Source organism: Filimonas lacunae (genome assembly GCF_002355595.1).
In the GTDB taxonomy this organism is placed as follows: Bacteria; Bacteroidota; Bacteroidia; order Chitinophagales; family Chitinophagaceae; genus Filimonas; species Filimonas lacunae.
This window is the reverse complement of record NZ_AP017422.1, coordinates 7,571,021-7,589,563: the sequence shown is the minus strand read 5'-3', so window position 1 is coordinate 7,589,563 and position 18,543 is coordinate 7,571,021. Positions and strand designations below refer to the sequence as shown.

Annotated in this window: 17 protein-coding genes; 2 read left to right on the top strand and 15 right to left on the bottom strand. The window is 42.7% G+C overall.

Features of this window, described 5'->3' with window-relative positions:
* Window positions 1-55: 55 nt before the first annotated feature.
* The 9 genes from FLA_RS30100 to FLA_RS30060 all read right to left on the bottom strand — a co-directional run bounded on the left by FLA_RS30100 (window position 56) and on the right by FLA_RS30060 (window position 10,682).
* Complete coding sequence (locus FLA_RS30100; protein ID WP_144264054.1) at window positions 56-574, bottom strand: hypothetical protein; 519 nt, start codon at window positions 572-574, stop codon at window positions 56-58.
* Between the two features lie 272 nt (window positions 575-846).
* Window positions 847-2,217, bottom strand: coding sequence for a hypothetical protein (locus tag FLA_RS30095; RefSeq protein ID WP_076379750.1), 1,371 nt, complete (start codon window positions 2,215-2,217; stop codon window positions 847-849).
* An 18-nt stretch (window positions 2,218-2,235) separates the two neighbouring features.
* On the bottom strand, window positions 2,236-4,041 hold the full coding sequence (locus FLA_RS30090; protein WP_076379751.1) for a type VI secretion system Vgr family protein: 1,806 nt from the start codon (window positions 4,039-4,041) through the stop codon (window positions 2,236-2,238).
* Window positions 4,042-4,088: 47 nt separating this feature from the next.
* Window positions 4,089-4,478 (bottom strand): type VI secretion system tube protein TssD, encoded by a 390-nt coding sequence (gene tssD / locus FLA_RS30085; RefSeq protein WP_076379752.1) that lies wholly within the window; start codon window positions 4,476-4,478, stop codon window positions 4,089-4,091.
* A 107-nt stretch (window positions 4,479-4,585) separates the two neighbouring features.
* The gene (tssD, locus tag FLA_RS30080; RefSeq protein WP_076379753.1) at window positions 4,586-4,978 is read right to left on the bottom strand and encodes a type VI secretion system tube protein TssD; all 393 of its coding nucleotides are present in this window, start codon (window positions 4,976-4,978) and stop codon (window positions 4,586-4,588) included.
* A 167-nt stretch (window positions 4,979-5,145) separates the two neighbouring features.
* Window positions 5,146-6,537, bottom strand: a complete 1,392-nt coding sequence (locus FLA_RS30075; RefSeq protein WP_076379754.1) for a DUF5458 family protein — start codon at window positions 6,535-6,537, stop codon at window positions 5,146-5,148.
* Between the two features lie 41 nt (window positions 6,538-6,578).
* On the bottom strand, window positions 6,579-7,031 hold the full coding sequence (locus tag FLA_RS30070) for a hypothetical protein (RefSeq protein WP_076379755.1): 453 nt from the start codon (window positions 7,029-7,031) through the stop codon (window positions 6,579-6,581).
* 134 nt (window positions 7,032-7,165) lie between these two features.
* Window positions 7,166-9,646, bottom strand: a complete 2,481-nt coding sequence (locus FLA_RS30065) for an ATP-dependent Clp protease ATP-binding subunit (RefSeq protein ID WP_076379756.1) — start codon at window positions 9,644-9,646, stop codon at window positions 7,166-7,168.
* A 1-nt stretch (window position 9,647) separates the two neighbouring features.
* The gene (locus tag FLA_RS30060) at window positions 9,648-10,682 is read right to left on the bottom strand and encodes a PKD domain-containing protein (protein ID WP_076379853.1); all 1,035 of its coding nucleotides are present in this window, start codon (window positions 10,680-10,682) and stop codon (window positions 9,648-9,650) included.
* A 52-nt stretch (window positions 10,683-10,734) separates the two neighbouring features.
* On the opposite strand from FLA_RS30060, the gene FLA_RS30055 reads away from it, so the two are divergent.
* The gene (locus FLA_RS30055) at window positions 10,735-11,346 is read left to right on the top strand and encodes a C40 family peptidase (protein WP_076379757.1); all 612 of its coding nucleotides are present in this window, start codon (window positions 10,735-10,737) and stop codon (window positions 11,344-11,346) included.
* Between the two features lie 12 nt (window positions 11,347-11,358).
* Here the strand turns inward: FLA_RS30055 and tssO are convergent, their stop codons facing one another.
* From tssO to FLA_RS30025, 6 genes are read right to left on the bottom strand one after another with little or no spacing between them, the layout of a single operon-like run.
* A complete protein-coding gene (tssO, locus tag FLA_RS30050) occupies window positions 11,359-11,874 on the bottom strand; it encodes a type VI secretion system TssO (protein WP_076379758.1) in 516 nt (171 codons plus the stop codon).
* A gap of 30 nt (window positions 11,875-11,904) precedes the next feature.
* Entirely contained in the window at window positions 11,905-13,083 is a 1,179-nt protein-coding gene (locus tag FLA_RS30045) for a hypothetical protein (RefSeq protein ID WP_076379759.1), read from the bottom strand.
* Between the two features lie 17 nt (window positions 13,084-13,100).
* Window positions 13,101-13,967 (bottom strand): TssN family type VI secretion system protein, encoded by an 867-nt coding sequence (locus FLA_RS30040; protein WP_076379854.1) that lies wholly within the window; start codon window positions 13,965-13,967, stop codon window positions 13,101-13,103.
* Window positions 13,968-13,996: 29 nt separating this feature from the next.
* Complete coding sequence (locus tag FLA_RS30035) at window positions 13,997-14,944, bottom strand: type VI secretion system baseplate subunit TssG (protein ID WP_076379855.1); 948 nt, start codon at window positions 14,942-14,944, stop codon at window positions 13,997-13,999.
* A 10-nt stretch (window positions 14,945-14,954) separates the two neighbouring features.
* Window positions 14,955-16,820 (bottom strand): type VI secretion system baseplate subunit TssF, encoded by a 1,866-nt coding sequence (locus tag FLA_RS30030; RefSeq protein ID WP_076379760.1) that lies wholly within the window; start codon window positions 16,818-16,820, stop codon window positions 14,955-14,957.
* A 55-nt stretch (window positions 16,821-16,875) separates the two neighbouring features.
* The gene (locus FLA_RS30025; RefSeq protein WP_076379761.1) at window positions 16,876-17,310 is read right to left on the bottom strand and encodes a GPW/gp25 family protein; all 435 of its coding nucleotides are present in this window, start codon (window positions 17,308-17,310) and stop codon (window positions 16,876-16,878) included.
* Window positions 17,311-17,530: 220 nt separating this feature from the next.
* On the opposite strand from FLA_RS30025, the gene FLA_RS30020 reads away from it, so the two are divergent.
* Window positions 17,531-18,481, top strand: coding sequence for a hypothetical protein (locus tag FLA_RS30020; RefSeq protein WP_076379762.1), 951 nt, complete (start codon window positions 17,531-17,533; stop codon window positions 18,479-18,481).
* Window positions 18,482-18,543: the final 62 nt, after the last annotated feature.

Here is an 18,543-nt window from a genome sequence, read left to right as displayed (position 1 = left end):
TAATGCAATACAAAGAATAAACAAATCGGCAGGCCGTATTAAAGTATAATACTTATTAACCAAAAGTATTTAAGCTTAAACGGTATTTCTTCTCGGCCTGAGCCTGCGAAATCAGCACAATAAAATCAGGGAGGGCTAACCTCGAAGGCACACCATCGCTGTTCAACATACCCGGTTCGGCTTTCCAATCAATAATAAATAAGGTTACCACATGCCTGGCATGATTGGTATCTATTATACAAACATGCCCTGCATCTATTCTGTCTCTGACATACTCAATCCCACTTAAACAGAGTCTTCCATCTGAAACAATTCCATAATGAGCTGATGACACTACCACATACCTTCTCTCCCGGTCAGTCAATTTTGCTTCCCGGCCTACACGTACCCAAAATTCCAGCGACCCACTATTTTCTATGTTAACAGGAACCAGCAGCTGCTGTTTTATCCATTGTGTTAAAGCCAATTGTGCAGGAGCATTTTTCTTATCAATTTGCACGTCTTTACGTATAGCTGGATTCCATAAGGCCCACATACCGGCATGTGTATCTAACACTTGTTTATACTCTTTCATAGCCAGCTTATTTTCAATACCCACTGTTAAGAATAACAGTCTTACTTGTAATTTGTTGTAATTACAGCTATCATGTAACCACCACCCCAACACTATATAAAAGGACAATCAAACACATCCATACCAGTTAAACCGTGATATTTTTTCTCAAAATCATTGATTAACAATTCTATATCCGTGTAATAGAAAATAGCATTCGCAAAAGAAACACCGGCGTCCATGACTTTTTGCAAAGCAGCCCTATATCCATCCGGCCTTTTTATAGGGACCTGTTATGCAAACAGTTTTCTCTTCGGTTTCGTTTTGGCTTTCACCACACCTTCCTGCTGCAGCAATTTCGCCCAGTCTTCACCCAGCCAACTTTCCAGCTGCTCTTTTACGGGTTGTAATTCTTGTTCCGTTTTTATTTTTTTTCCCACGAAAAGGGCCAGGTAAGCAGCTTGTAAAAAAGTAGACTGGCGGCGAACTTCCAACTCCAGGTAGCTGCCCGCCGTTATAGAAAGTAACAATACTTCAAATGATTTTTGATACATACGCATTTCATACCACAAGTGCCCACACAAGCGATAGCCTTCCATTATAAAAAAGGCATCTCCCTGCCCGGTGGCCACCAGAGCCAGCTCTTCATATATTTCCAGTGAAGCTTTCCTGTTACGCTTTCCCATCAGCAAGGCACCTTTCAGCATCATACAAGCTTTCCAGGTAGGATAGCCGCTGACATCTCCTTGCTCCATTAATACAGCCGACTGCTTAATAGCATCTTCCGCATACATGTTACAAAGCGCATTGCTGCCTATAGTAAAATACGCCTGCGCAGCTACCAACAAAGTGGCTGTGGCAGTAGAGGAGGTTTTCATTTGCCGACTTAATGTCAGTAATCTATCCACTTCTTTATTCAGTAACGCTTCTTCCTTTTTCAGGGTGGCATTCATTACCACTCTTATCTGGTTGCGATATTGTGCATCTATACTTACAGTATCATAGCTGCCACCACCTTTACTCATTTCGTTATCAATAGCGGCCGGCATATCTAATACAGGATTTAGCATCATTACCAATGGCAGTACCTCACTGCTGGTAATAACCACCTTGCGCTTTTGTGCAAAGTCGATAGTGGCTAAACGAATTTCGTTAGGCACACCTTGTTTCAACACTTGGGTAAACCAACCCGAAAGTGCAGCTGTATCAGGCCTGCCAGGAGGAAAGTATAAGCAGAAATGAGTATTCTTATCCATCCCATCCAAACAGCTTCTAAAACGCACCAACTCTTTCATCAGGTTCTGGAAAGTAGGAGTAAGCGTTGTATCGGGTGTATAATCACGTAACAATACGCCATCATTTTTCAATGCCTGGTACATGTCGTATCGTTCATCGGCAGGCTTTATAAACCATTCTTTATACTCTTCCCATAAAGCCTGTTCGAATGCCGGTTTATCTCCCTTGTATTCAGTATCAAAACGAAAGAAAATATCATCAAAAATGCCAATGGGCAGCCTTTCGGTTTCCATAAACTTATCCATGATATCCACATCCGAAAATTCAGCCAACCATATAGCCAGTTTCCAGCTATGTATTTTATCCGCTTTAGCCCATTCGTTTCTTACTTTATAAAACTCCTGGGCTATTGAAGTAGAAGCAGCCATGTGTAAAATTTAGGAACATCATGAATTAATTTTTACCAACCCACCGGTGATACCTACATCAGCGCTACCATTCACAGAAACCTTACTGCTGGATAGCGTTGCAGAAGTATTGCCATTTACCACAACAGACTTGTTACCATTTACGGTGCTGTCTGTTCCTGATAAATTAGCCTTGGCTCCGCTGGAAGTAAGTGTTACAGAAGCACCGCCACTTACAATTTTCCCTTCGTCCGAAGCTGTAGATGTGATGGTTTTTCCGGTGATAGTAATGGTGCCATCCTTTTTCATTACTATTTTCGATTCTCCACAGGTCATGGAAATCTCTTCTTTTGACAGCACGTCTATTTTACCTGCGCCATCTATCAACATACTATTACCATCTTTATCTTCCACAAATACACTACCTGCTGCATCATTCATCACTATCTTATTACCACTACGGGTTTGCAATGCTTTTACGTCATTGCCACCATTACTAAATGTATTGTTAGCCTGGCCATGGTAAACCGTTCCTATGATATAAGGCTTTACCGCACTATCTCCTTCAAATCCTACAATCACTTCTTCACCCACTTCCGGAATAAAGAACATGCCCTTACCACCTCCCCCATGCGGACTGGTTACTCTTATCCATGGCGTTTTTTCGCTACCATTCATCCAATGAAATTTCACACGTACCCTGCCTAACCCTTTAGGATCGTAGTTGTCTGTAATAATAGCGCTTTGCGTTTCACTTACCGGCTCTCCGTAAATACCTGCGGGGGGCAGCTTTACGCTGGCAGGTATTGCTACGAAATCGTTGGTATAGTTGCCTTGCCCATCAAAAAAATGATTTACACCAATCACCGTGTAATCGCCATAACTTTCAGAAGACAAGTCAAATACGTTTTGACCACGTACAGTTATTTTACCACCAACCGACACCCCCGGGTGATCGCTGCTGCCGTTAAACCGCACATGGTTGCTGCTTTGCATGGCGCTGCGTATAGCTACCACATCATCCAGCTGCTTTTTATTCGTAAGAAAATGATTATTCCATATTTTGGGTTGCGAAGCATATACTGCATTACTTACCTGTAAAGCATGCTTACCTAAATCGTTCAAACCTGCTTTGCTTTCTATCCCTTCCGGGGTGCTGGTGTATACTTTATGATTCATATAATCATACGCCATCATCTGCATATTAGATGGTCTTACCTGCAATGCCATGTTAAAGCGACTTAAATCACTTCCATATACCAGCTCACTGGACTTATCACCTGCAGGTGCACCTATTATCAGCTTTTGGCCATCGTAATACAGCCACTCACCATAAGTAGCACATAAACGACTCAAAAACTGCCAGGCAGTTTCTTTGTATTGAACCGTATAGGATAATGTTTCGGGATATAAAGGGGCTATCTTAGGCTGTAGCAGGTTTTGAGGAAAGAATTTCAGCACATCCTGTGCAATATTTTTAACTGCTTTTTTCTCCCAGCTTTTGCAGTGCGGGCCGCTATCCATAATAATAGTAGGACTATATCCTGTTATTACTACATCGCCCAGATAACCGCTAAACCGGGCGGTTTCTACCTGTGTTATCAGTCCTACAAATTGCAGCTGTCCGCCACCTGGCGCACCACTCATTACCTGAACGGCAATAGTGGCTCCCATTAAATTTTTAGAACTTTGAAATACGCCACCTGACGTACCATCTATAGATTCGGCAGGACATACCAGGCGAAAGGTATGGTGTCCAAATATTCCCTGGTTTAATTGAAAAGACGAAATCTGCGCTACGGCATTTCCATCAATACTAATCCGGGTTGTAACTAACTGAGCCATAAAAAATATTTATCACTTATGGTTAACAGCAGCATAATGGGTTAGCACTATTGCGGCCAATTATTTGTAAAGGTAGAGTCGTTCAGTTTCAGCTCTTTTGCACTTAATATCATTTTCACCTGCATGGGAAAATCTCCATCGTGCTGGTATACTTCCTGATAATCTATACAATGCGCATCTGTAAACTCAAGCGTTTTTAATTTACTCATGGTATCACGCCGGTAAAAAGTGATCACCCCACTACGTGTTTGATCGGGACTGATCATCCAATCAAATAAATCGGATGTACCAGCACTTTCTACCGTTAATGTAACAGCGCCCCCTTTGGGTACCGAAGAGGGCCTTCCCGTTGCATCTGTTACCTGTGTAAAGCGAAAACTGCAATAAAGTATATTGGAGCTTTCGCCATCCAGATCCATTTTAGCAATGAAAGACATATACTGTTTTTTAGAAGTTTTGCGAGATGAATTCCGGCATATAATGATAAAATAGCAGGCGGCTTGTCACCGCCCACTATTACGATACATATCCTGATATGATGTATTTAGTTTTTCACCCACTCATTTACATGAGAACCTGTACCCAGCGCTATTTCACGTGAGCTCAGTGTGAATGTTTCTGTTACCGGATTCTGATCGCTGGAATCATAATTTTCTTTGTATTCCACCAGGTAAGCCTCTTTAAATGTCAGCTCTTTCAAAGTGGCTTTATCATCACGCTTCACAAACACGATAGAGCCATCCTTTCTTTCAAAGTTGTTACACATCCACTCAAAGAATGTAGTGTCTCCTGTTGACTCAACAGTAAGCGTGATTTTGCCTCCACGGGTAATAGAGGATGGACGACCCGTTGCATCCGTTTCCTGCTTCAGCTGGTAGTGGCAGTTCAGTACATTCACTGTTTTACCACCCACTTTCAGTTGCAATGAAAATGACATAGTTGTACATTTTTGGTTTAAAAAAAATGGTATCAGACCAATTATAAATAAAAACGATGCCCTGTACATTCACCTCATGGCGAATGCATACTGTAGAAAATATGAATGCAGGAAGGGTGCTACAGGCTTTAAAAAGGTTAGTGGGAATGTGGTGTTATGGTGCGTGGCTATTTGCCATCTTGTTCATAGGACGACATCCATTCTGTTTTATCCGTTTCTTCTCCTTTTTGCCCTTCCAGTTTTATCATGAAAGTTTTAGCAGGAAAATATGGTTTCAGATGTATGTCCAGGTATATCCTGTCTTTTTGGTTAGGATCCTGCTCAAATCTTTTTATACTAAAGTTTTCAATCAGTTTACTAGGGCCGGTAATGCCATCCAGGAACTTCACAATCTGCCCGTTTAATTCTTTACGTGTATTGGCTGTAAAGTTTTCAAAGGCACGTCTGTTTAAGAAGTCCATCATCACCTTCGTTACGTAATCAAATACCCTTACCACGGAGTAGGTTTGCAATCCCAGGTTATCGCCATTAAACAGTGTTTTAGCAGAAAAAGCCATTACTTTTCCATACTCTTTCACCATGGGTATCAAGCCTAATTTTTCCAGGCTGGCAATCTCGCTTTTCTTCAAATCAAACTTCACCCCGTCCACTTCATTAATACCACCAAACTTTTTACCAGCAGTTACCTGCGACATTAATGTATAATAGATTTTACCCCCCAATGCTGCTGCAGGTGGAACATATAAATGATCTTCTTCACCTACTGCATCAAACTTACCACGACCAACCAGCCAGTTACAAGTCATCACTACATTGGAGCGGTAGGGGTCCCCTCCGGTAAGGTTAGCTGCTTCAAACAACTCCATTACATCATCAGGCGAATCCAGGTTTTCAAAATCCGTCACCAGCATTACCTTGTTTTCGTGTGCAATCTTTGCCCACTTTTCCAATACCTTATTGCCCCCGAGGTAACCAGGTAATATTAAAATGCTATAGTTGTTCCGTAAATCCAAACGGTCGTAATTGTTGGTGAGCTCATTATTCACCGCATCTATAAAACGGGTGTTATCCAGATCTTTCAACTGCTCCGGCTCCACGTTTACAATAGATACATTTTTCACTTTCAGGCTTTCGGTGTTCTTGAAAAACAAAGCCACTGAACGATAGCTGCGTTCCAGATCTTCTGTTCGCTTCAGTGCGTTTTTCAAATTCACTTTCAGTACTTTCTCTGCCTGCTCGGAACGGGCATTACAGGTATTGATAATTTCAGAAACATCATCTGCACCGCTCAACACATCTGCCCACCATTGTAATGTTTTTTTCAGCGCTTCCCGTTCTTCTTTTTTGGAATTCTCTTCCAGGAATATTTTTTTGCGTGCTTTTCTGTCCGGATTAATATTCTGGATACCATCAATGGCAGATTCCAGTAAATCAAAACCACCCAGCCTTGCCAGGCCTTGTAAATGCGCGTCGAGCGACTCGCCACTTTCTACAATGGTTTTATAGGTTGAAGCTTCCTGCTGAACTGCTTCGGCTGCTTTCACTTGTTCTGTAGCCATAAGAGTAAAGTTTTTTAATAGTAGGTGTTTTTAGTTTGTTGTTATCTGGCTGTATCCAGCTCTTGTATTAACAGGTGCAAAGAAGCAAGAAGGTTCTTTTTCGTTTCTTTATCGGCAAGAGCCTGCTTTAACAGCTTATTGGTTTTCAGCTGCTTTACAATTTTCTGATACTGCTGATTTTTCATATCCAGCTCTTTCAGGTAAGGGCTTTGCGCGGTGATACCTTTCATTCCAAAGTCTTCCAACCCGTGAAAACGCAAGGTTTCTTTTTTCAAGGCACCTTCTTCGGTTTCAAACTCCATCTGAACGTTAGGCGCATAACGGCGAAACACACCTTCCACATCTGTTATACCTTCTACTATTTCGGGTTTCACAGGCGGGTCGTCGGTGAGTTTTTCGGCTAGCAACACCCTATTTTGCGGTATATCCGCAAACGCTTCAAAGGCATCTGTTTTAACTTCAGTGCCACCTATTCCATACGGTTCTATAGGCATACATAATAATTTTACAATCTTATTAATGAAGGTTTAGCGGTTGGGTGAGCATAGTAAAGTTAGCAATGCAGGTTCCCTATTAAGAACAGAAACTATGCCACAGCAATCGAAATAACATTAAAATTTATATCCATTTACAATTCATTCTTTATCTCCCAGCGAAACCCTTCTCTTTCGCTATAATCCAGTATAGCAAGGCGTCCGGCCAATAACTCATTGCTAATGATCTTCTTAGACAATGGGCGGCGAATCTGCGATCTGATCACTCCTCCCAATGGCCGTGCGCCGTATTCAGGAGTATACCCCATGACTGCCAGCTGGTTATGTGCCGCAGGCCTTAACACTAACTTAATATGCTGTTTTTCCAAAGCCAAATGAACATCTTTTAACTGAATATCTAATATTCGATTTACCACAGCCTGCTTCATGGGTGCAAAAGGCACAATCTCCGTAAGCCTTCCTAAAAACTCAGGCCTGAAATGTTTGCTCATAATATTCATAAGGCTTGCATTGTCCGGCACCCTCCCTTCATTAAAACTATCTACTACGTATTGGCTGCCAATATTGGAAGTGAATAGCACCAATGCATTAGAAAAATCGCCTTCTTTACCCAACTTATCATGCAGTTTGCCCTCATCCATTAATTGCAGGAAAAGATCAAATACAGATGGATGGGCCTTTTCAATCTCATCAAACAACACCACCGCATAAGGTTGTTGCCTGATTTTATTCACCAGCAAGCCTCCTTCTTCATATCCTACATAACCCGGAGGAGCTCCATACAATAAGGCTGCGGCATGCTCTTCTTTAAACTCCGACATATCAAACCTGATAATGCTGGAAGCATCCTGAAATAAGAATTCTGCTAAAGCTTTAGCCAGCTCTGTTTTACCCGTTCCCGTAGGGCCGAGAAAAAAGAAAGATCCTATAGGCTGTCCTGCCTTCCCTAAACCCGACCTGGACTCCAGCACCGCTTCACTAATCACCTGCACAGCATGGTCCTGACCAACCACCCGCTCTTTTATAATGGCCTGCATGTTCAGCAACCGCTCTTTCTCCTGGGCCTGCACTTTTCCCAGGGGAATACCCGTTTTATCCGCCACAATGGAAGCCACATCATGTTTATCCAGCGATGTTCTGTTGGTAGCTACAATTGCAGCCAGCTTATCATATATGCCCGACAGCAACCTTTTCCACTCATCTAACTCTTTTACTTCTTCTGGCTGAAAATCTTCTTCCAGCAAACTCCATACTATAGCGCTGGTACTGCTTTTCAACTGTCGGTAATGCCACAGGTAAGCATCCATTTCCGCTTCTTCCTGTGATACAGTTTCGTAGGCATTTTTAAAATGTTGTAAAAATGTACTACCTGTATCAGATAACAGCTTCAGCGCAGCCATAGAACGATCTATTAAATCAATAGCAGCATCCGGTAGTTTACGATCTTTTATATATCTTTTAGCTAGTCTTACAGATTCTTTTACCGTTTCATCCGGCACCGTGATACCATGATGTTCTTCATATAAAGGCAGTACGGTTTTCACCATTCTGTATGCAGTTGCTGCGTCAGGCTCTTCCACTTCCAGCAATTCAAAACGACGGGCAAAGGCTTCATCTTTTTCTATATATTTCCGATACTCGTCCAGGGTAGTAGCGCCAATAATAGTTACAGCACCACGGGCCAGTTCAGGCTTTAGCAAATTAGCCGCTCCCGCAAAAGCACCTTGCCTGTCCATTAACACATGCATTTCGTCAATAAATAAAATTGCTTTTTCAAACTGCTTTATCTCTTTCACAATTTGCTTTAAACGCTCTTCTATCTCTCCTTTATAACTAGCTCCGGCCGCCAATGCTCCATTATCCAGCTCAAACACTTTGGCCTGTTGCAAAAACTGCGGCACTTCTCCTGATTTTATAGCCAATGTAAAACCATCTACCAAAGCAGACTTGCCCACACCAGGTTCGCCAATCAATAACACATTAGGCTTTGACCTCCGGCTTAAAATTTCAGCCATCATCCTCACCTCCTGTTCACGCCCAACGATAGGGTCCAGCTTGCCTTCTGCTGCCAATAACGTTTTGTCTATACAATACCTGGTAATAGCCTGCACCTCAGTTCCATTTTTAGCCACTGTAGCCTGGGCAGGCTGTAGCAACTGTTGCTTACTATTCAGTGCACCCGCCCGTTCCATTAAAACCGCACGTTGCAACGGAAAAGTTTTTAGCTGCTCATAAGAAAAACTTACCCCCGGAGTGCTCAATGCTATTAACACATGCAAAGGCTCCAGATGGTCTTTATTCAGCATTAAACGAATATTATCCGCCTCATCCAGCAACACTGCTATATCTTCCGCAGCAATGATGGTTCCGTTAAAATGGCCGCTTTTAGGATACTCTTCTATACGTACTTCTGCCCAATCTGCCAGATAGTATACATCTGCATCAACAGACAATAAAAACGGCTCCAGCAAAACCTCTTTATGTAAAAGCCCCTTTAACAGATGCGCGGCAGAAAAACTACCGTGCCTGTTTTCTTTAGCAATGGCTTGTGCAATATCAATGGCCTTTTCCACATTTGCATCCAGCGCTATATCATTCACCGTATTTGCTATCATGTTAGAATATTTTTTCAAAAAGATTACCACGTAATTTCATGTCCACCACTAAGGCTACTATACAGTTTGTTTTTTCATTCTTTACCATCTGCACATTCAATCGCTTAATCTTCTTTTCACTTTTTAAAGAAGCTAACTTGTTGCACAGTTCAGAAAAAGTAACCTCTGTTCCATTCAGACTTACCTGGATATTCAGATTATTGCACAGGTAGCCATTAAAGCTTTCCGCATTTTTATAATTATTAGCAACAGCGCGTAACATAGCTTCAAAACCTGCCCGGTCAATATCAGGCGCTTTCTTCACTTCCTCTTCTTTTGGCGCAGCTGGCAACTGCTCACTTATAGGTGCATAAGTGGGTTTATCCTGAATCACAATTACAGGAGCAGCGCCCCCTCCGGCAGGTTTCTTTACCGGTGGTGGTGGCGCAGGGTTAACATACACTTTACCCACGGCCAGCTGCAAAGGGTTGTTATTAATTACCAGTGAAATAGTTTTTAACCCGGGAGTCCGGTACACATAATCCGGATTACGTGCAGTGGCATCAATACCAGCCGTTTCACCAAAACGCCATTCCCAGGTGCTTGCCCCATGTGTAGTATCTTCAAAATTTACAGGCTTACCCACCTCGGCCGATTGGGGAAATACAAATTTGGGTAACAGTACCGAGTCTACCACTCGTGGAGCCCTTGTTATATAAATAGTTTTATATTCTGTACACTCCCCGTTTACAGTTAACGACACTGTATATTCTCCTGGCTGATCATAAGCATGCACAGCCGACCCTACAGCCGTTTCATTGCTTTGATTATCTCCAAAGCTCCACTGCAACTGCCTGAATTTCTTTGCATTGGTTTCAAAGCGAACCACCTCACCCGTATAATAATTTCCAGCACGGGAAGTGAGATTAAAAGGCATACAGGGAGCATAGTTCTTATATCTTATCATCATTACGATTGCTGCCAGTACAGCAGCCACCAGCATCACCAGAATTACATTCTCGTCCAGTCGAATAGCCAGTGTTTGTTTTTTTTCCATAACGAAATCCTTAAGGTTTAACATTGGTATATAATTCGCTGTTTACCGTTGTATGAAACAGACTATTCCCTTACTCCTACTTGTAATGTTGATGGCAGCATGCGGCGGATCCAGGAAAACCACCAGAAGCTATGAAACCATTATCCTGAAAGGCGACACTGTTGCTATACCCCGCAACGCCACTGACTCTGCCATGATGCGTAACGAACTGCTGAGACAGAAGTTTGCTAATTATCTGAACACTTCTACCGACAGCATACTCAACCTTCCGCTTTACCGATTTATTGATAAATGGCTCAATACACCATACCTCTGGGGAGGCACAGACGAACGTGGCATTGACTGTTCGGCCTTCATACAAAGATTGTTGAGCGACGTGTACCGTATTGACATTCCCCGCACGTCTATTCAACAGTTTTTTACCCGCAGTGTAGAGCCGTTTGCAGGCCGCCATTATCTTAGCGAAGGCGACCTGGTGTTTTTCCGTACAACAGAAGGAAAAGTAGTTTCGCACGTGGGCCTTTATCTGAGTAATCATATGTTTATCAATGCTTCTGTTTCCCGGGGCGTAAGCATTGCCAGCCTTAACGATCCCTACTGGAAAAAACGATACGTTGCAGCAGGCCGGGTAAAAGTGAATAAAAACAGTACTGCGCATAAATAATCTGTTTTGAAATTAATACCCGTTCGTGCTTCTCCTGATCACATCCAGATCGCGCCTGGCATTGTCCAGATCTCGCTGTGCCTGCTCATATTTCATTTTATACTCTTCCAGCTGCCGTGGCACATCACCCATGCTCACTACTTTATTCGTGCTTTCCTGGTAACGTAAATACACATCCAGCACCGTTTTATTCAGCCGGCTGTATATACTGCTGTCTTTATATTGCAACTCAGAAAGTTCTCTTATTTTGGCTGCCACCTGCTGATTCAGGTATACCATATTGGCACCCGGCTTATTCAATGAGTCAATTAAACCACGGGCCTCATCCATACTTTTTACAAACTTCTCCTGCGCAGTAGCCTGAATTTTATAATGTGCTACCTGTTCGCGCAACATTTCATTGTCTTTGGAAGGGATACGCATATCAAAATAAACAACGCCCACTATCAGTGCGGTGGACAGCACAAAAAAGAAAAGAAACTTCCAAAAGGCCTGGCGTCTTTCCTGTGCATTCATGACTTGTGACATAGGTATTTTCAGTTTAGTAGTGAGTGAATATTAGTCGGCAAGAAAACTTCTGCGTTTTTTCATCTGTACCTCTTCTTCCGGCACAATCACTTGTTCTTTCACAAAAATGCCCGCTTCTTTCTTTTTACCTATATAATCCAGTGCTGCTAACGTGTTAAATAATTTCAGCGCAACAGCAGAGAAGGTTAATACTTTATCTACACCCGCATAAATATCCAGATGATCGTATTGATAGTTACATAAAGCAGTAACACTGTCTTCCAGGTCGGTTTGCTTAATACCACACCATTCAGCAAAATAATTCAGTAGTTCTTCACGAATAGTGCCCGTATATAAGTCTAAAGTATTCTTTACAATCCTGGCAAACCCGGCCGCCCCACTCACCAGAGTTACCGGTGGTGCATACAAGCCTTCCAGTTTTAGCTGTGTATACACATTTGCTATATACACCAACATGTTCTCACACATACGTTGTACAGGTTCTGACAAATCGTTCTGCTGCTTCTTTTGTAAAATCTTTTGTATTATCTGTACCGCATTTAATTCCATCCTGCCATAAAACTGCTCCAGGCTGGCATGCGCTTCCAGTAGCACCACGTGGCTGTTAACGGCTACACAAGGCGGTATGTAAGATTCATCCAGCATTACCCGTTGCTCCATCGTATGCACTTTACCTACCGGCAATTGAAAGCTACCCAGGCTATGCATGTTGGTTTCTGCTACCGGCAATAGCATCACGGAATAAGCCGGTGTGGTATAAGGCAAACGTGCCGGCACCTCTTCGGGATTAGCCGCACCTGACGGCACCCGCTCGTATGGATTTATGCTTAGTACAATGTAATAAGCATTTTGCTTGCCCGCCAGATCAGAAAATGGCACACTCAACCCCGGGATACGCGCACTCAAACTACTATTATCCAAGGCTGTATCGTTGTGAAACGCAATAGGATAGCCACCTCTTGTTACCGCCCGGCATTCCATTACACGCACCTGCACATGTTGCTGATTATCGGCATTGAGCCAAACACCTGCCCGGGCCTGGTTTATATTGGTAGCAGGCAGTAACCCGTAATTATGATTGTTTAATAAACAGCTGCTACTAATAGCCTGCTGATAGGTGCTGGCATGTTGTTGACTAATAAAATGATTTTTATTAATCTTCATACCGTCTACCCAGTTTACAGGGAGAAATTCTTTGTGTGTACTCATAGTTTTTTGGTTTAGCGTCAGGAAATACGGCTGCAAATAATCACATCATTCTCCCTGATATTATTTAAAAAAATGCTCTTATCGGTATCAATGTACTGTGTAACAATAGTGTACCATTTAGGCTTTTTAAAAAAGATCCAACCGGTAGGTTCACCGGTGGTATTGGTATAATGAATAGTGCCGCCCGGGTGGCGCTCGTTGTAATCGTTGATGAAATAATAAAACAACTGTCCAAACTCCATGTCAGAAGGAGCTTTGGCTCTGAAATTAGTAGAGTAGCGATCGTTCTCTTTTTTCAAAAACTCAAAACTGATAATCAGCAGGTTTTTCAGCTTGCTTTCATCCGGATCCTGTATGTGCTTATGAACCGGATAAAACCATTGTATAAATATTTTCGGAGGAATTTGCACCGCCTTTCGATAGGTATAAAAAACAAAAAAGGGCAATATAAAAGCACAGGAAACGGTACCCATTATTAACTCAATGCCCTCGCGGTTTACAATGCGGTATACCATTACAAAACACAAATAGCCCAACATCGTTAATACTATCGTAAACAACAACTCAGCCCAGAATGCCCCTTCGCCAGACCATTTCAAAAACCGGTACTGCGTAAACAAGTGCATTACTCCTAAGCCAGCAAACAACACTTGTATAAACACATAATGTTGCAAATACGTTTTCAATGGCAAAGCAATACAAAACCCCAGTAAAGCAAAGGCTGCACCATATGCCAGCAAATAGATCAAAGAAGCTTTTCCAAACGGTTTAAAGCTTCCGCGTATTTTAGATACCACAAGCCCAAACACAGTACTGATGCTTAACACACCAATACCTACTAATAAAAACGAAGGGCTCATATCAGGCGAAAACCATTTTTCCATTTTCATTATTTATTCTTTATCATATATTATTACAATACAGAAGAATAACCAAGAACCGGCTGCTCTTCTTCTGTAAACCGCATCACTGCTGCTTCTCTTTCCACTTCTACGTCAATGATGATATCCGCTTCCACCGGTGCAAAAAAACGATTGAATGTTTCCAGAAGCAGGTATTGCAATCCGCCTTTCACATAGCCCGTTACCGGTGAATGTTGCAGCGGACCAATAGTATATTGTAACACCGGGTAATCTTCGTAAAATGAGTTCCCACATATCATGCTATCTCCCAGATTTTGCTGCCCCAGCCCCGCCTGCAGGTTAGCAGCGGCCTGGGTTTCGCGGGCATTTTTCACCACTACGGCTACCCGTTCGTTTAATAATAATTCCAGACACTGTTGCATGAAAGCAATATTGCCGTTAATATGATGTGCATAAGGCATTAACAGAATAAATGATGCCGCCAGTGCTATAGGTAACTGAACAGGCAGGTTCCAGAAATGTACCAGAAACCTGTTTAAGGCCTTATTGTTTAAAGCATCCAGCAGCGCCACTTCTTCTTTTTCCAACATCAGTTGCTGATGAAATACTTCGTTTTCAAATGGCTGAAAAAACAGGCGCAGTTCCCTTTCTTTCTGTTTATGTTGCTGGTATTGTGCCGCCATTTCAGCCGCTCCCATCCGGCGATGAAAGTCGTTGGTGCCTGGCTGAAAAAACAGGCTTTCCGGCAACATATCATAAAACCCCGGCCTGGTTAGCTGCACCTCCATATAACAACGATACCAGTCATCCTCCACTATATTGCAGCTCGCTATATCCCGTGCATATTCCCGTTCAAAAAAACGACTATTTTTCACCACCAGTTCGCCACGTTGTACACCTGCTGTTATTGCCTGCCAAAGCACTATTTCCGCTTTTATATCGACATTGCTTTGCTGCAGTTGTGCGAGTAGTTGTTGTAAACGGTCTTTTGTTTCCATAAGGTGTTTATTAAGCAGCATCCTCTATAAATATTCTAAAAGGCATAAAGGCCATAGACCTATCCGCCAACTGAAGCGCGAGGTGTTCTTTCCAGTAATTCACTTCATTTTTTTCCATGGCATCGAGGTAAGCTTTTTTCTCCAGCACCACTTTTACATCAATCGTTTTTACAAATCCTTTACTGGTATCTACTGCTACCATTACTCCCTTCTCTACTTCTATGCGTTTTACGCGATTACCAAAATATCCCAGCACAAACAGCCGGATATCTTCCTGGCTCATCACCCTGTCTTTAGATAAAACAGCCTGTTTATAAGCAACCACACTATCAGCCTGTGTTAACCTGTCACGGCCACCATGCGTATTAGTAAGCAGGCAGGTAACGGCATGGTTTACTGCTCCTGTTTTATAGGGCAGTAATGGAGTGCCGGCCTTGATATCATTACCCATTGCCCCATTGGTGCTCCAGTATTTTACAAACAAATGGCGTACATCGGCGTGCTTGCCTTTACGTATAATCAGATAAGGTACTCTCTCTGCCTGCGGTTGCTTTTGCGCCAGCAATTGCTCCAGTTTGGTAATCACCTGTTGCAATTGCCTGGTTTCCTCTGCAATTAAATCCCTCCCTAATCGCGAAAAAGCGGCGCTTTCATCCCGCAACAACTGGATAAGGTTTTGAATAACAGCAGTGGCATCCCGTTCATCAAACCGGCCAGCCCCGCCACTTCTAAACAATATATCTATATCTTCTCCCGCTTCTTTCGAGGGATTCCGCAAATGCAGTTGACTTCCATTGTCATCCGTAACACTGGCCACATCAAAAAACTGATCATCCGTGGTGAGTGGTAATACATTGGCCATTTCCTGTAATCGGTAGGTAACATCATGCAAGCGGCGGTTTACTATAGGAATGCAGTTGGTAAAACAGTTTACATCTTCCAGCATTTCGCTGGTGATATTTTCCGGAAACACAACCTGCACCCATCTTACAGAACGGGCCAATAGAGCCTGCAACTGATGCGGCGCAAAAACCTTACTAATAGCTTCGGGCATAATAGCCGCGCTATGCGCAGAGATGTTATCTGCATCGGTAAGGGTAATAAAACAATGCGCAAACAATTTTCTTACCTGTTGCAGTACTTTAGCAGCAATACCACCTTGTTGTAACAATTGTTCTACCTGGTTATACAGCGCATCCTCTTCCCGGGAATTGTACCCTTTTTTCACCTGCACAGACTGGCCATTGATGTACCATTTTCCTTGCGGTAGCTGATTGTAAAAAACAGGCTTATTTACTTCATTCCTTATTTGAAAATAAAACTGGGTATTGTGCAGGCTGATGTCGCATTGATCTATGGCCAGCCATAAAACGTTAGGCGCCAAAGCCGCTTGCCCTTGTGTATAAGCCACCAGCTCTTTGGTTAAAGTGTCTGTATACCGGAATAGCTTATTGCCCGTTGCCATATAGTGCACGGCACATTTATTCAGGAAAAAATTACCTGCCGGTGTAAAATACAGGTCTTTATTTCTGACAGGTTCACTTTCCGAAGCAGCAGCTACACGCCTGCTATAAAAAAACTGTTCATGCGCCCCCAACATGGTTTGGTTATCGGTACTTAATGCATACAAAACAGCAGATGCTGGCAAAGGACCGGTTAACACATCCGGGGCCATCAGCTGCACCATCCTCTCCATTATCCGTATGCGACTATGTTGAATTTCGTTGGATAAACGCTCCAGTTCAGCGGCATTGACCGATAACAATAATGACACCAGCGGATCAAAATCGGACGCAGCATCCGTTTCCGGATACCCCCATATTTTGGCAGCCGCCTGTAACATACGGTTTCTGATATGTTCACTATTTTCGTGCATAGGTATTTATCTATCACCAGTTCCGGGTTGGTACGGTTAAATGGCAGGTTAGTGATTAATTATAGGCAAGTGGACTTATAAAAAAACTATCACGGTAAGTAATGGGTTCGTTGGTAGCTTTTAGTATAGCGGCAATAACAATATCCAGCTTTCGTTTTACACGGGATTCAGCAGACAAATCTGACACTTCTTCCTGGCTCACAGTCAATTGCACACGCACTTTTTCCAAACGCTTTTCGTATCGCTGAATAGCCCGCATTAATGATTGAATAATTAACTCTTTTTGCCTTCCCCGGTAAGTGACATTGTCAAAATCTTCTTCCCACAATCCATTGCCAAAATCCGGATCGCTCAATAATTCTCCAAACGAAGTGGTTAATATCAAATGTAAATGGTGTGCTATAGATTGCTGCAGCGAGCATCTTGGCAACTCCTGTTTCTTTATCACTTTTCCCAGCTCCATAGGTAGGGTGTAATATTCAAACTGCATACCTGGTGTTTAATAATCAATAAAACTCAATTACTTAAGGTAAACAGCGAGCCAGGTTCAAAAGGGATTGTCTTGATTCGGCAACGCGAAGGTTAAAATAAAAACAAAAATGGTGCCTTTTTTTGCTATTGTAAATTTTAATGTATTGAAATACTCATTGGTGTAAATTTTGCATATAAATCATACCCCACGCTGCTACTTTCATTGAAAACATACCACTATGGGCACACCTGCAAACGTAAAGTATATTGTAGTAGGAATAGATGGCACAGGCTCTTCCAGCTGGCGGCATGCCGATGGTAGCAATAGCCATATTTACCAGTTTGTGCGCGATTTTCATTATGGCGCCCGCGGCATTGATAAACAGTTTTTTGATGGCCCTTCCGATTCGGTATGGGGGCGGGAATCGGAAGCTATTTTACAAAAGGCGCTTGATTTTATTATGCATCGCCTGACTACACTTTTTCCTCAGATCAAAAACGGCAATATTCATCCGCTGGATATGTTTGATGTAAACAGCTGTATGCAATCTTCCCAGCAAACCTCTTTTCAAACTATGGATGGATATAGCTATCTATCCACTTCCAATATGCGCCTGCCAGTGCAGGTGAATGCACAAATGCTGGCTCATCAGCCGTTTACCCCCAACCAGGTACAAATTGTACTGGCCGGACATTCCCGTGGTGGCCTGGTGGCCACCAACCTGGCGCGTATGTTAAGCCCTGTTATTAAAGTGTATTTTCTGGCGTTATACGATGCAGTAGACAGGCAGCCCTGCCTGGATGGAGCAGTAGTAGAGAATGTAAAATATGTATTTCATGCGCGCCGTCATCCTGATGTAGGTTCCAGGGGCATGTTCAGCAATACCTCTACACAATACAAATCTGATTATCACGAAGAACGTTTCTTTTACACCTCTCATGGTGGTATAGGTGGTTCTTATGTTACCAGTCGTGCAGAGTTAAGCACGTTTGGAGATGATTCATGTATAATACAACCAGATACACGTACCATATCAGATGGAATGGGAAATGTAGTTACAGTAGACAATATAAACCCGCTCACCAAACGCTTTCATAAACCTATTGATCAGATTTGTTCAGAGGGCAGTGATGAAGCGGATAAGTTCATACGTGAGGGAGCCAGACGCTTTGGTTTACCTATTTCATAAAATGTTTGTGCAGCAAGAAGGGCATTGATTATACAACCAATGCCCTTCTTAACTTAAGTAAT